The organism is Caballeronia arvi, assembly GCF_001544695.2.
Lineage (GTDB): Bacteria > Pseudomonadota > Gammaproteobacteria > Burkholderiales > Burkholderiaceae > Caballeronia > Caballeronia arvi.
Window position 1 is genome coordinate 49504 of record NZ_FCOM02000002.1, and the last position, 13310, is coordinate 62813.

General features: G+C 62.8%; 14 protein-coding genes. 8 read left to right on the forward strand and 6 right to left on the reverse strand.

Features of this window, described 5'->3' with window-relative positions:
* Positions 1-144: 144 nt before the first annotated feature.
* Positions 145-891, reverse strand: coding sequence for a RadC family protein (gene radC, locus AWB74_RS03180; RefSeq protein WP_061145346.1), 747 nt, complete (start codon positions 889-891; stop codon positions 145-147).
* A 204-nt stretch (positions 892-1095) separates the two neighbouring features.
* Here radC and AWB74_RS03185 point away from each other — a divergent pair, with 204 nt between their 5' ends.
* The 7 genes from AWB74_RS03185 to AWB74_RS03215 all read left to right on the forward strand — a co-directional run bounded on the left by AWB74_RS03185 (position 1096) and on the right by AWB74_RS03215 (position 8041).
* The gene (locus AWB74_RS03185; protein ID WP_061145347.1) at positions 1096-1551 is read left to right on the forward strand and encodes an FKBP-type peptidyl-prolyl cis-trans isomerase; all 456 of its coding nucleotides are present in this window, start codon (positions 1096-1098) and stop codon (positions 1549-1551) included.
* Between the two features lie 2 nt (positions 1552-1553).
* On the forward strand, positions 1554-2516 hold the full coding sequence (gene ispH, locus AWB74_RS03190; protein ID WP_061123621.1) for a 4-hydroxy-3-methylbut-2-enyl diphosphate reductase: 963 nt from the start codon (positions 1554-1556) through the stop codon (positions 2514-2516).
* A gap of 427 nt (positions 2517-2943) precedes the next feature.
* Positions 2944-4164, forward strand: a complete 1221-nt coding sequence (locus AWB74_RS03195) for a branched-chain amino acid ABC transporter substrate-binding protein (RefSeq protein ID WP_061145579.1) — start codon at positions 2944-2946, stop codon at positions 4162-4164.
* Between the two features lie 216 nt (positions 4165-4380).
* Entirely contained in the window at positions 4381-5331 is a 951-nt protein-coding gene (locus AWB74_RS03200) for a branched-chain amino acid ABC transporter permease (protein ID WP_061145348.1), read from the forward strand.
* Between the two features lie 24 nt (positions 5332-5355).
* Positions 5356-6525 carry an ABC transporter permease subunit gene (locus AWB74_RS03205; protein WP_061123619.1) on the forward strand — a complete coding sequence of 390 codons (1170 nt, stop codon included), beginning with the start codon at positions 5356-5358 and terminating at the stop codon, positions 6523-6525.
* Positions 6526-6541: 16 nt separating this feature from the next.
* Positions 6542-7318, forward strand: a complete 777-nt coding sequence (locus tag AWB74_RS03210; RefSeq protein WP_014190633.1) for an ABC transporter ATP-binding protein — start codon at positions 6542-6544, stop codon at positions 7316-7318.
* Positions 7319-8041: an ABC transporter ATP-binding protein gene (locus tag AWB74_RS03215; protein ID WP_014190634.1), complete on the forward strand. Its 723-nt coding sequence runs from the start codon at positions 7319-7321 to the stop codon at positions 8039-8041.
* 54 nt (positions 8042-8095) lie between these two features.
* Here AWB74_RS03215 and AWB74_RS03220 read toward each other — a convergent pair whose 3' ends face one another.
* The 3 genes from AWB74_RS03220 to AWB74_RS03230 all read right to left on the reverse strand — a co-directional run bounded on the left by AWB74_RS03220 (position 8096) and on the right by AWB74_RS03230 (position 11004).
* The gene (locus tag AWB74_RS03220; protein ID WP_061145349.1) at positions 8096-8518 is read right to left on the reverse strand and encodes a GNAT family acetyltransferase; all 423 of its coding nucleotides are present in this window, start codon (positions 8516-8518) and stop codon (positions 8096-8098) included.
* Complete coding sequence (locus AWB74_RS03225; RefSeq protein ID WP_061145350.1) at positions 8515-9699, reverse strand: acetylornithine transaminase; 1185 nt, start codon at positions 9697-9699, stop codon at positions 8515-8517. Before AWB74_RS03225 ends, AWB74_RS03220 begins: the two co-directional genes overlap by 4 nt.
* Positions 9700-9972: 273 nt before the next feature.
* Positions 9973-11004: a CDP-6-deoxy-delta-3,4-glucoseen reductase gene (locus tag AWB74_RS03230; protein ID WP_061145351.1), complete on the reverse strand. Its 1032-nt coding sequence runs from the start codon at positions 11002-11004 to the stop codon at positions 9973-9975.
* An 82-nt stretch (positions 11005-11086) separates the two neighbouring features.
* Between AWB74_RS03230 and AWB74_RS03235 the strand changes: the two genes are divergently transcribed.
* Positions 11087-12205, forward strand: coding sequence for an NAD-dependent epimerase/dehydratase family protein (locus AWB74_RS03235; RefSeq protein ID WP_061145580.1), 1119 nt, complete (start codon positions 11087-11089; stop codon positions 12203-12205).
* On the opposite strand, the gene AWB74_RS46825 is transcribed toward AWB74_RS03235, so the two are convergent.
* Both AWB74_RS46825 and AWB74_RS03240 read right to left on the reverse strand, forming a co-directional pair.
* Positions 12202-12378 carry a hypothetical protein gene (locus AWB74_RS46825; RefSeq protein ID WP_200821916.1) on the reverse strand — a complete coding sequence of 59 codons (177 nt, stop codon included), beginning with the start codon at positions 12376-12378 and terminating at the stop codon, positions 12202-12204. The two genes, AWB74_RS03235 and AWB74_RS46825, sit on opposite strands and share 4 nt — an antisense overlap.
* A 165-nt stretch (positions 12379-12543) precedes the next feature.
* Positions 12544-13266 carry a pseudouridine synthase gene (locus AWB74_RS03240; RefSeq protein WP_061145352.1) on the reverse strand — a complete coding sequence of 241 codons (723 nt, stop codon included), beginning with the start codon at positions 13264-13266 and terminating at the stop codon, positions 12544-12546.
* Positions 13267-13310: the final 44 nt, after the last annotated feature.

Here is a 13310-nt window from a genome sequence, read left to right on the forward strand (position 1 = left end):
CGGGGACTTGGCAGCACGGTTATGCCAATGAGGACTGCGCTCTGTTTCACCGTAACTCAGAACAGGCGGGTTGAGAAAAGCAAACGAGAACTATAGCAGAAAAAACGCTGCATTATCAAACCATTTATGGCGTCAGCGTTGGCGTCACAGCCAGCCGTGCCGCGCGAACGAGAACACCTCGTTGGCCGCCACGACGATGTGATCGAGCAGTCGCACGTCGATGAGCGTCAGCGCATCCTGCAGCGTTTTCGTCAGCCGCCGGTCGCTCGCGCTCGGCGCGACCCCGCCCGACGGGTGATTATGCGCGACGATGAGCCCCGCCGCGTTGAGCGTGAGCGCGCGCCGCACGATCTCGCGCGGGTAGACCGCCACGCGTGTGAGCGAGCCGCGCGCGGATTCCTCGGCGTGCAGAAGCTGGTGACGCGCGTCCAGATACAGGCAGACGAACACCTCGTAAGGCCGCGTGCCGATCAGAAGCCGCAGATAATCCTCGACGGCGCCCGGCGCGTTCAGCAGTTCGCGATCGCGCGCTTTTTCGGCGAGCGCGCGACGGCACAGCTCGGACACGGCCAGGAGCGTGGCGGCACGCGCCGGACCGATGCCGCGCTGCTCGCGCAATTCCATCGCCGACGCGTCGAGGACGCCGCGCAGCGACCCGAACCGGCGCATGAGCTGGCGCGCGACATCGACGGCCGATGCGCCCGGAACACCGGTGCGCAGGAACAAAGCGAAGAGTTCCGCGTCGGAGAGGGACGCCGGGCCCGTGTCCAGCAGCCGCTCGCGCGGCCGGTCGGCGCGCGCCCACTTGCGGATCGGTGTACGGGGCGTGCTCGTGGAAATATCTGCATCGGGCACGGCGGGCGCCTTGACGAGCCGGAGATCGGCACTCATCGCGGGCCTCCGGGACGTCTTGTCGCGCGGGCGAGCGCACGCAGGACATGGCCGCGTGACACGTGCCGACACAACTCTGTCTTACAATGTCGGTTTTGGCGTCCGGTTCGCACCGGCGCCGCGCGGTTCGCTGCCTCGCGCCGAAGAGCCGCCCCATGCGGGGTCCGCACCCTGCCTTCAAATGAACGGCCACATCCAATACTCATGAGCATCATCGATATCTCCGAGGTGAAACCCGGTTCGCACGTCACGCTTCATTACCGGCTCGCACTGGCCGATGGTGCTGACATCGTCAACACGTTCAGCGACAAGCCCGCGACCCTGCTGCTCGGCGCGGGCCAGCTCGCGGAACCGTTGGAAGAGATTTTGCTGGGCCTGAAGGTCGGCCACCACTCGACCTTTCAGCTAGCGCCCGATCAGGCTTTCGGGCCGCGCAATCCGGAGCTCGTCCAGTGGGTGTCGCTCGCGACGCTGCGCGAAAACAGCATGATCGGCGAGGATTTTTCTCCCGGCGATCTCGTCGAATTCAACGCGCCGGGCGGCGGCCGCTACGCGGGCGTGCTGAAGGAAGTCGGCGAGACCGCGGCGCTGTTCGATTTCAACCACCCGCTCGCGGGCCAGGCGCTCGTCTTCGAAGTGAAAATCATCGGAATTCTGTAACCATGATTGAAAGCCTCAACGAAGTTCAGACCGACGTCGAAATCCTGCTCGCGCAGCCGCGCGGGTTCTGTGCAGGCGTCGATCGCGCGATCGAAATCGTCGAGCGCGCGATCAAGCTGTTCGGCGCGCCCATCTACGTGCGCCACGAGATCGTCCATAACGCGTATGTCGTCGCGGATCTGCGCGAGAAGGGCGCGATCTTCATCGAAGAGTTGTCCGACGTGCCCGAAGGCGCCACGCTCATCTTCAGCGCGCACGGTGTTTCGAAGGCGGTGCGCGGCGAAGCCGAGGCACGCGGCCTGCGCGTGTTCGATGCGACGTGCCCGCTCGTGACGAAGGTGCACATCGAAGTGGCGAAGATGCGTCAGGAAGGCTTCGACATCGTGATGATCGGCCACAAGGGTCACCCCGAGGTCGAAGGCACGATGGGCCAGTCGGGCGAGGGCATGCATCTCGTGGAAGATATCGAGGACGTGCTGAAGCTCGATCTGCCCGACCCGCAGCGCATCGCGTACGTCACGCAGACCACGCTTTCGGTCGACGATGCCTCCGCGATCATCGACGCACTCAAGACCAAGTATCCGGAGATCAAGGAGCCGAAGAAGCAGGACATCTGCTACGCGACGCAGAACCGCCAGGACGCGGTTAAGTTCCTCGCGCCGCAATGCGATGTCGTGATCGTCGTCGGCAGCCCGAACAGCTCGAATTCGAGCCGTCTGCGCGAAGTGGCCGAAAAGCGCGGCATCCCTTCCTATATGGTGGATTCGCCGACGCAGATCGATCCGAAGTGGGTCGAAGGCAAGAAGCGCATTGGCGTGACGGCGGGCGCATCGGCGCCGGAAGTGCTGGCGCAGGCGGTGATCGCACGGCTGCGCGAGCTGGGCGTGCGCAATGTGCGCTCGCTGGAAGGCATCGAAGAGACGATCTCGTTTCCGCTGCCGCGCGGGTTGTCGCTGCCGCAGTAATTTAGACAGATGCTTCGAAAAAGCGCCTCCGGGCGCTTTTTTTTCGTCCGCGGTTGGCTAGCACACCAGCCCGACGGAACCCTCGCGCGCAAGATGAAACCAAACGTGAGCCCCGTTTTGGGGCGCGCGCCGCAGCCGGCATTTTCGTTTAATTGATTCAGGGTTTGCCCTTAATTCAGATACGCAAACGTAACCCTAAAATTCAGCCGATTAAACCTGCGCCCGTTATGGTGCAACTACTGCACAAAATCAGATCGCAACCTGGTTGCGCCTTTGCCGGAAAATCGCCGGAAAATAGAGGTTGCAATGCAGGAAAACCCCGCCACGCAAGAATATTGCCCGTCTCATATTTAGCGTTACAATTCGCGCGTCTTGAGGCCAGAAGGCTTCGCGACAACAGTTTTTAGAGGCGCAGGAGACCTATTTGATGCGATTCAAGTTTGCTCACGCGGTATCCATCGCGGCTGCGGTTGCAATGACGACCGCATGCGGCAAGAAGGACGAAAGCGGGGCGAATACGGCGGCATCGGCAGCCAGTTCGGCTGCCGTGCCGGTCGCGTCTGCGCCCGCGCCGGCGAGCGAAGCAACGGTCGTGAAGATTGGTCATGTAGCGCCGCTGACGGGCCTGCAAGCCCACTTGGGCAAGGACAATGAAAACGGCGCGCGTCTGGCACTGGAAGAGATCAGCGCGCAGGGTTTGACGATCGACGGGCGTTCCATCCGCCTTGAGCTCGACAGCCAGGACGATGCTGCCGATCCGCGCGTCGGCACGGAAGCCGCGCAGAAGCTCGTCGACGATCACGTGATCGCGGTGATCGGCCACCTGAACTCGGGCGTGTCGATCCCGGCGTCGAAGATTTACAGCGATGCGGGCATCGCACAGATTTCGCCGTCGACGACGAACCCGGAGTACACGAAGCAGGGCTACAAGACGACGTTCCGCGTCGTCGCGACCGACGCGCTGCAGGGCCCCGTGCTGGCCGGCTATGCGATGAAGACGCTGCACGCGAAGAAAGTCGTCGTGGTGGACGATGCATCGGCTTATGGCCGGGGACTGGCGGATGAATTCTCGAAGTCCGTTCAGACCGGCGGCGTGAAGATCGCCGCTCGCGAGCAGACCACCGAGAAAGCGCGCAATTTCAAGGCGATCCTGACCAAGATCAAGCGCATCCAGCCGGACGTCGTGATGTACGGCGGCATGGACGTGACGGGCGGCCCGTTCGCGAAGGAAGCGGCGGCGCTCGGCATCAAGGCGAAGATTCTCGCGGGCGACGGCGTCTGCACCGCGAAGCTGGCCGAGCTCGCGGGCGATGCGGTGCAGAACATCGTCTGCTCGGAGGCGGGCCTCGCGCTTTCGAAGATGGACAAGGGAGCGGACTTCGAGAAGAAGTACGAAGCACGCTTTCACGCGCCGGTGCAGATTTACGCGCCGTTCACGTATGACGCGATGTACGTGATCGTCGACGCAATGAAGCGCGCCAATTCGATCGAAGCGCCCAAAGTGCTCGCTGCGATCGCCACGACGGACTTCAACGGTCTGACCGGGCACATCGCATTCGACGACAAGGGCGATTTGAAGGCGGGCACCATCACGCTTTACGACTTCAAGGACAAGAAGAAGGACGTGCTCGACGTCGTAAGGCAGTAAGTAGCAGCAGGCTGGCGGCGCTCAATCTACAGCGCCGTTTTCGTATCCGTCCGGGAAACGCCCGCAGCCTCATCCGGCAGCGAGCGGACGATCGGACGATTGACCCTTACCGGTTTTTCAAAAGTACGCGCAGTGCCGTTTCAGATTTCGCTTCACACCGGTTTATCGGCCGGTGATAAAGGCATTATCTGAACGCACGGGGCTAAGGAGCTTTAGATGGATATTTTCATCCAGCAGATCATCAACGGTCTGGTGCTTGGCAGCGTCTACGCCATCATCGCGTTGGGTTATACGATGGTGTACGGCATTCTCGGCATCATCAACTTTGCGCACGGCGACGTGCTGATGGTCGGCGCGATGGTCGCGTTGTCGGCCATCGGCGTCATGCAGAACCATGCGCCCGGCATACCCGGACCGATCATGCTGACGATCGCGCTGATCGTCGCCGCGATCGTCTGCGCGCTCGTCGGTTACACCATCGAAAAAGTCGCGTACCGGCCGCTTCGCAAGGCGCCGCGCCTGGCTCCGCTGATTACCGCGATCGGCGTGTCGATTCTGCTGCAGACCATCGCGATGATGATCTGGGGCCGCAACCCGCTCGCGTTCCCGCAGCTTCTGCCGACCGATCCGATCAACGTGATCGCCGCCGACGAAACCCGTCCGGGCGCCGTCATTTCGATGACCGAAATCGTGATCATCGTCGTTGCGTTCATCGTGATGGCAGGTCTCCTGCTCCTCGTGCACAAGACGAAGCTCGGCCGCGCGATGCGCGCCATCGCCGAGAATCCGGCGAACGCCTCGCTGATGGGCGTGAACCCGAACTTCGTGATTTCCGCGACCTTCATGATCGGCTCGGCGCTGGCGGCGCTCGCCGGCGTGATGATCGCGTCGGAATACGGCAACGCCCACTTCTATATGGGCTTCATTCCCGGCCTCAAGGCGTTCACGGCGGCGGTGCTCGGTGGCATCGGCAACCTGGGCGGCGCGATGGTCGGCGGCGTGTTGCTGGGTCTCATCGAACAGTTGGGCGCCGGCTATATCGGCAACCTGACGGGCGGCGTCTTCGGCAGTAACTATCAAGACGTGTTCGCCTTCATCGTGCTGATCATCGTGCTCGTGTTCCGTCCGTCGGGTCTGCTCGGCGAACGTGTCGCGGACCGCGCTTAAAGACTGTGTGAGGAGCTCATAAAAATGACTTCGATTCAACCGATTGAGCCGTCCACGACGCTCATCCCCGAGAAGAACATGACGAAAACGCTCGTCGTGGGCATTCTCACCGCCGTGTTCGTCATTGCCGCGCCGATGGTCATCGGCGCCGCGGGCGGCAACTACTGGGTCCGCGTGCTCGACTTCGCGATGCTCTACGTGATGCTCGCGCTCGGCCTGAACGTGGTGGTCGGCTTCGCCGGCCTGCTCGACTTGGGCTACATCGCGTTTTACGCGGTCGGCGCCTATACGGCGGCGCTGCTGTCGTCGCCGCAGCTTTCGACGCAGTTCGAATGGATCGCGGCGCTCGCGCCGACCGGACTCCACTTCCCGTTCTTCATCATCGTGCCGATCGCGATGGCGCTCGCGGCGACTTTCGGCGTGCTGCTCGGCGCACCGACGCTGCGCCTGCGCGGCGACTACCTCGCGATCGTGACCTTGGGCTTCGGGGAAATCGTCCGGATCTTCATGAATAACCTCGATCGCCCGATCAACATCACGAACGGTCCGAAGGGCATTACGGGCATCTCTCCGGTGCACGTCGGCGACTTCAGCCTCGCGCAGACGCACGAGTTTCTCGGCTTCAAATTCCCGTCGGTGTACCTGTATTACTACCTGTTCGTGCTGTGCGCGTTGTTCGTGATCTGGGTGTGTACCCGTCTGCAGCATTCGCGTATCGGCCGCGCGTGGGCGGCGATCCGCGAAGACGAAATCGCCGCGAAGGCGATGGGCATCAACACCCGCAACGTGAAGCTGCTCGCGTTCGCGATGGGCGCATCGTTCGGCGGTTTGTCCGGCGCGATGTTCGGCGCGTTCCAGGGCTTCGTGTCGCCGGAATCGTTCACGTTCTGGGAATCGATCGTCGTGCTGGCGTGCGTGGTGCTGGGCGGCATGGGCCATATTCCGGGCGTGATTCTGGGCGCGGTGCTGCTCGCCGTGTTCCCCGAATTCCTGCGCACGACGATGGGTCCGCTGCAACACGCCATCTTCGGTCATCAGATCGTGGATACCGAAGTCATCCGCCAGTTGCTGTACGGCCTGGCGATGGTGCTGATCATGCTGTATCGCTCGGAAGGCCTGTGGCCCGCCGCGAAACACGAAGACAAGATCGCGAAGATCGCGAAGCGCGGCAATAAAAAGCCGGTGCGCGCATAAGCGGGGGATACAGAAAATGAGCCAAAAGCAAACGCGACTTTCCGTCAAAGGCGTCAACAAGCGCTTCGGCGGCTTGCAGGCATTGTCCGATGTCGGCCTCGAAATCGAGGAAGGCACGATTTACGGCCTGATCGGGCCGAACGGCGCGGGCAAGACGACGTTCTTCAACGTGATCACGGGCCTCTACACGCCGGATTCCGGCGAGTTCCGTCTCGACGGCACGGCCTATACGCCGACCGCCGTGTATCAGGTAGCGAAGGCGGGCATCGCGCGCACGTTCCAGAACATTCGTTTGTTCGGCGGCATGACGGCGCTCGAGAACGTGATGGTCGGCCGGCACGTCCGCACGAAACACGGTCTCCTCGGCGCGGTGTTCCAGACGCCTGCCGAACGCCGTGAGGAGCGCGAGATCAAGGAACGCGCACTCGAATTGCTCGAGTACGTCGGCGTGCTGCAATACGCGGATTACACGTCGCGGAATCTGTCGTACGGGCATCAGCGCCGACTGGAAATCGCGCGCGCGCTCGCAACCGATCCGAAGCTGCTCGCGCTCGACGAACCCGCAGCCGGCATGAACGCGACGGAGAAGGTCGAGCTCACGCGTCTGCTCGACAAGATCCGTTCGGACGGCAAGACGATTCTTTTGATCGAACACGACGTGAAACTCGTGATGGGATTGTGCAACCGCATGACGGTGCTCGATTACGGCAAGGTGATCGCCGAAGGTCTGCCGCAGGACGTGCAGAAGGACCCGAAGGTGATCGAGGCATATCTGGGTGCGGGGGTGCACTAAATGGCGACCATGAATGCGATGTTGAAAGTCAAAGGTCTGCAGGTGAATTACGGCGGCATCCAGGCGGTGAAGGGCGTCGACCTGGAAGTCGGACAAGGCGAGCTCGTGACGCTGATCGGCGCGAACGGCGCGGGCAAGACCACGACGATGAAGGCCATCACCGGTCTGAAGCCTTACTCGGGCGGCGATATCGAGTACATGGGCCAGTCGATCAAGGGCGTACCGACGCACGAACTCCTGAAGCGCGGCCTCGCGATGGTGCCGGAAGGCCGTGGCATCTTCGCGCGCATGTCGATTCTCGAGAACATGCAGATGGGTGCGTACCTGCGCAACGACACGGACGGCATCCAGAAGGACACCGAGCGCATGTTCGGTTTCTTCCCGCGTCTGAAGGAACGCGCGTCGCAGTATGCGGGCACGTTGTCGGGCGGTGAGCAGCAGATGTTGGCGATGGCGCGTGCGCTGCTGTCGCGTCCGAAGCTGCTCTTGCTCGACGAACCGTCGATGGGTCTCTCGCCGATCATGGTCGAGAAGATCTTCGAAGTGGTGCGCGAGATCTCGAAGGAAGGGTTGACTGTGCTGCTCGTGGAGCAGAACGCGCGGCTCGCGTTGCAGGCGGCGAATCGTGGCTATGTGATGGATTCGGGCACGGTCACGATGTCCGGCGACGCGAAGATCATGCTGGATGATCCGAAGGTCAGGGCGGCGTATCTGGGCGAGTAAACTTTGCTTCTCGTCGATGAAAGGCCGGCTCTCGTAGCCGGCCTTTTCATTTCATCAAAGCCGCTTCCCCAGACTCACGACCTCATCCATCCGATACCCGAGCTTTTCATAAAACCCGCGCAAGTCCGTCTTGACGCTCAGAATCTGCAAGTTGACCTTCGGGCATCCGAGATTCACCAATGCGACTTCCGCATGCCGCATCAACGCGCTGCCGAACCCGCGTCCGCGCAACATCGAAGCAACGGCAAGCGAATACACCCATCCGCGATGCCCGTCATACCCGGCCATCACCGTGCCGATGACTTCGCCGCCGAGCACGCCGACGAAGAACAGTTCCGGCTGCGTCTTCATCTTGTTGTCGATCGACAGCGCCGGATCGCGCTGCGGCCGCGATGTATCCGCGTACTCCGGAAACACATCGCGCCACAGGGCGATCACGGCGTCGCGATCGCCTGCATCGAAGGTGCGGATGATCACAGCGAATCGAGCACGGAGCGCAGCATCGCGAGCATCTGATCGATCTCGTCTTTCGTGACATTCAAGGCGGGCATGAAGCGCAGCAGGTTCGGACGCGCCGCGTTCAACAGCACGCCATCCGGCTGCATCAGACGCGCCTTCTCGACGATCTGCGGACCCTTGTCGCTATCGAGCAGCAATGCGCGCAGCAGGCCTTCACCGCGCTCGCCCTTGAAGCCGCGCTCGTCCGACAGCTTCAGCAGTTCCTGCTTCAGATAATCGCCTTTCTCGCGCACGCTTTCGAGGAAACCCGGGGCGACGAGTTGCGAGATCACCGAATAGCCGACTGCCGTCATCAGCGGATTGCCGTTGTACGTGCCGCCCTGATCGCCTGCTTCGAAGCACGCGATATCCGCCGTCGACAACAGCGCCGCCAACGGCATACCACCGCCGATGCCCTTGCCGAGCGTCATGATGTCCGGCTCGATGCCCGACAGCTCGTAGGCGAACAACGTGCCCGCGCGACCGCAGCCGCTTTGCACTTCATCGACGATGAGCAGGATGTTGTGCTTCTTCGTCAGCGCGCGCAGTTGCTGCATGAATTCGCGCGTCGCGGGGATCACGCCGCCTTCGCCCTGAATCGGCTCCAGCATCACCGCGACCGTCTTCTCGTTGATGAGCTTCTCGACCGACGCGATGTCGTTCAGATCGGCCTTCGGGAAGCCCGGCACTTGCGGCGCATAGATCGTGTCCCAGCCGGTCTTGCCGCTCGCGGACATCGTCGCGAGCGTGCGGCCGTGGAAGCTGTGATCCATCGTGATGATTTCGTACGCGCCGCTCCTGAACTTCTTGCCCCACTTGCGCGCGAGCTTGATCGCGCCTTCGTTCGCTTCGGCGCCGCTGTTCGCGAAGAACACTTTGTCGAAACAGCTGTTCGCGGTGAGCAGGCCGGCGAGCTGCGCCATCGGACCGTTATAGAACGCCGGTGACGGGTTGATCAGCGTGCGCGCCTGCTTTTCCAGCGCCTCGATCATGCCTTCGTTGCAGTGGCCGAGCGAATTGACGGCCCAGCCCTGGATGAAGTCGAGATAGCGCTTGCCCGTGTTGTCGTAGAGCCAGGAACCCTTGCCGTGCGTGAACACGATCTCGGGGCGGTTCGTGATGTACATCAGCGAATCAACGGGGTACTCATTGAAATTCATGACTGCGGGCTCCACGGGGCGAGTGCGAGAAAGAGAAGAGGGGCGGTGAAAAAAACAAAAGCCACGGATTTCCGTGGCTTCATTTCATGCGCGTCGACAAACCGAATCTTCGAGCGCAAGTGCGTGACGAGCCAGCGGCATCCCTAGGGAAGCGGCGAGCGGCGACGTCGAAGTGCGTTCAGGATTCGGATCATTCGCGAAGGATACGTTATGACGTTCCTGCATGTAAACCGGGCACGCGGACTTTTTTCCGCGCGCACGGTGCGTGCCGCGTCAGACCGGATGCGCGAGATCGGCGGCGCTCGTGAACGAATCGGCGTAGAACTCGTCTTCCGGCAACCGATGATGCTGCGTGAAGTCGCGCTGCGCGGATTCGACCATCACGGGCGCGCCGCATGCGTACACCTGATAGCCGCTCAAGTCTGGCAGATCTTCGATGACAGCCCGATGAACGAAGCCCGTGCGGCCCGTCCAGTTGTCGCTTGCATCGGGCTCGGACAGCACGGGCACGAAGCTGAAATTCGGAATGTCCTTCGCCCATTGTGCGGCGAGATCCATCATGTACAGATCCTTGGCGCGGCGGCCGCCCCAGTACAGCGTCATCGGGCGGTTCAGATTCTTGAACACCGCATGCTCGATGATCGCCTTGATCGGTGCGAAGCCCGTGCCCGACGCGAGCAGCACGATGGGCTTCTCCGATTCGTCGCGCAGGAAGAACGTGCCGAGCGGGCCTTCGAAGCGCAGGATGTCGCGCTCTTTCATCGCGCCGAACACGTGATCCGTGAACGTGCCGCCCGGCATGTGACGGATATGCAGCTCGAGCGGACCTTCGTGATGCGGCGGGCTCGCCATCGAATAGCTGCGGCGCTTGCCGTCTTTCAGAATGAATTCGATGTACTGCCCGGCGTAATATTGCAGGCGCTCGTTGGCGGGCAACTGCAGCTTCAGCTCGATGACGTCGTCGGCCTTGCGTTCCAGCGCGTTCACGCGGCACGGCAGCTTCTTGACCTGCACGTCGCCGACGCCCGCGACTTCACGCACGTCGATCTGGAGGTCGGTCTGCGCGGTCGCGCAGCAGAAGAGGGCCAGGCCGCGCGTTTTTTCATCGTTCGATAGCGCGGACGACGAATGCGGCGCCTGCTCGACTTCGCCGCTCACGACAGCGCCCTTGCAGGAGCCGCATGCGCCGTTCTTGCAGCCATACGGCAGGCCGATGCCCTGGCGCAACGCGGCGGTCAGCACCGGTTCGTCGGGTTCCACTTGAAACTGCCGGCCGCTTTGCCGGAGCGTTACGTTAAAAGCCATAGATCGATGTCGTGCAATGGGGTGAATGTGTCTCTCGATGCGTCCGAGCGCGCTCTCCGAAGCGGCGGATACAATGACCGGCATGATCGCCACTCGAATCCTGCGCCGCGCGCGCGTGCTGATCGTCGGATGCGGCGATGTCGGCATGCGCGCGCTGCCGCTCTTCCAGGCGCGCGCCGCGGCGCCTCGCGTCATCGCGCTCACGCATCATCCGGAGCGCGCGAGCGCGTTGCGTGCGGCGGGCGCAACGCCCATTCCCGGCGATCTCGATGCGCGCGCGAGCTTGCGGCGTCTTGCCGGTGTTGCGCGGAACGTGCTGCATCTCGCGCCACCGCCGCGCGATGGCGCAGTAGACAGCCGCACGCGCGCGCTGATCGCCACGTTGCGCGCCCGGCATCGCTCGGCAGCCCGTCCGGCGCAAACGCCGGTCATGGCGCAGCGGCTGGCTCGCGGCTACATGCGTGCCGCGGATCTGCGCGTACGCCACGCGCTGCGCGATGCGTCGCGCGCGCCTCTGAAACGGCCCGGCCAACGCCCGGGTTCGTTTGCAAAAACGTCTTTCATTGTACCCGACGGTCCTTTCTCGACCAGCATTCGCGCGGCGAGCTTCCGCCCCGGCCTGCGCTTCGTCTATGCGAGCACGACGGGCGTCTACGGCGATTGCGGCGGCGCGTGGATCGACGAAACGCGGCCCGCGCGGCCGGAGAACGAGCGCGCGCGGCGGCGTGTGTCGGCGGAAAAACAGTTGCGCGCGGCGGGCGTAGGGAGCGGCTGGCGGGTATCGATTGCGCGCATTCCGGGCATCTACGCGGGCAATCGCTTGCCGATCGCGCGCATCGAGCGGGCGCTGCCGGCGCTCGTCGAATCCGACGATGTTTACACCAATCACATTCACGCCGACGACCTTGCCGCGATCCTCGTGCGCGCGCTCCGGCGGGGGCGTCCGCAGCGCGCGATCAACGCATCGGACGATACCGATCTGCGCATGGCGGATTATTTCGATCGCGTGGCCGATGCGTACGGCTTGCCGCGCGTGCCGCGCATCACGCGGGAAGAAGCGCAAACGCGTCTCGAGCCGATCACGCTGTCATTCATGCGTGAATCGCGACGGCTTTCCAACGCGCGCCTGAAGCGCGAACTGGGCTACGTGCTGCGCCATCCGACGGTCGACGATTTCCTGAGCACCAACGCGCGGCGCTAGATCAGCGCGGGGATCGTTTCGAGCAGGATGAAGCACATCAGCGCGCCGATCAATGCGCCGATGAGATTAGGCGAATACTTATGACGCGCGTGCATGACGGCAGCCAGCACGCCGATGAGGACAACGCTCAGTGCGACGAACGCAACCAGCGCGACGGTCGAGTGGGAGACCATGATGCCCTCCTGCTTTTTTGATAGTCATTCTTTGGTATCCGTTAGACCAGTATATGAGGGCGGCTGACGGAAGGCATGCTGCGCCGCAGCGCCCGGATTTAGGGGCTTTCACGGATTTGCATGTTCAATGAGCGCCGCTATCAGCGACGACGCGCGCGCAGCGCGTTACGGCGTCTTGTCGGCTTCGCCACGCAGGGCGGCGAGATCGGCTTCATCGAGCCAGCGCCAGGCGCCTTCGGCTAGTGTGTCGGGCAACGCGTAACCGCCAACCTTCTCGCGATGCAGCTTTTCGACGCGATTGCCGGCGGCCGCGACCATGCGCTTCACCTGGTGGTATTTGCCTTCGAGCACGGTGAGTTCCAGCAGCCGTTCGTCGCGCTGCACCGCGGCGAGCGCGGCGCTCGACTTCGTTTCGCCGTGCAGCAGCACGCCTTCGCGCAGTTTCGCGAGTTGTCCGTCGTCGAGCGGATGTTTGACGGTCGCGAGATAAACCTTTGACACCTTGCGCCTGGGCGACGTGAACGCGTGAACGAACGCGCCGTCGTCGGAGAGCAGGAGAAGGCCGGTCGTGTCCTGATCGAGCCGGCCAACGGCTTGCACGCCGCGCTCGGCCAACTGCGGCGGCAGCAGATGGAACACGCTCAGATGATGCTGCGGATCGCGCGAGCATTCGTAGCCCGGCGGCTTGTTGAGCGCGATATACGCCTTCTCGCGATACGTCCAGAGATGATCGTCGACTTCGAATGCGAGGCCGGGCGCGACGGAAAAATCGGCGTGCGGATCGTCGCGCGCTTCGCCGTCGATGCGCACGCGGCCTTCGGCGACGATACCGCGGCACTGGCGGCGCGACCCGAAGCCTTGGGAGAAGAGGAGGGTTTCGAGGTCCATCGGATGAGCGGAGTTGAAGCGCGCATTCTAGCAAGCCGCGCTTT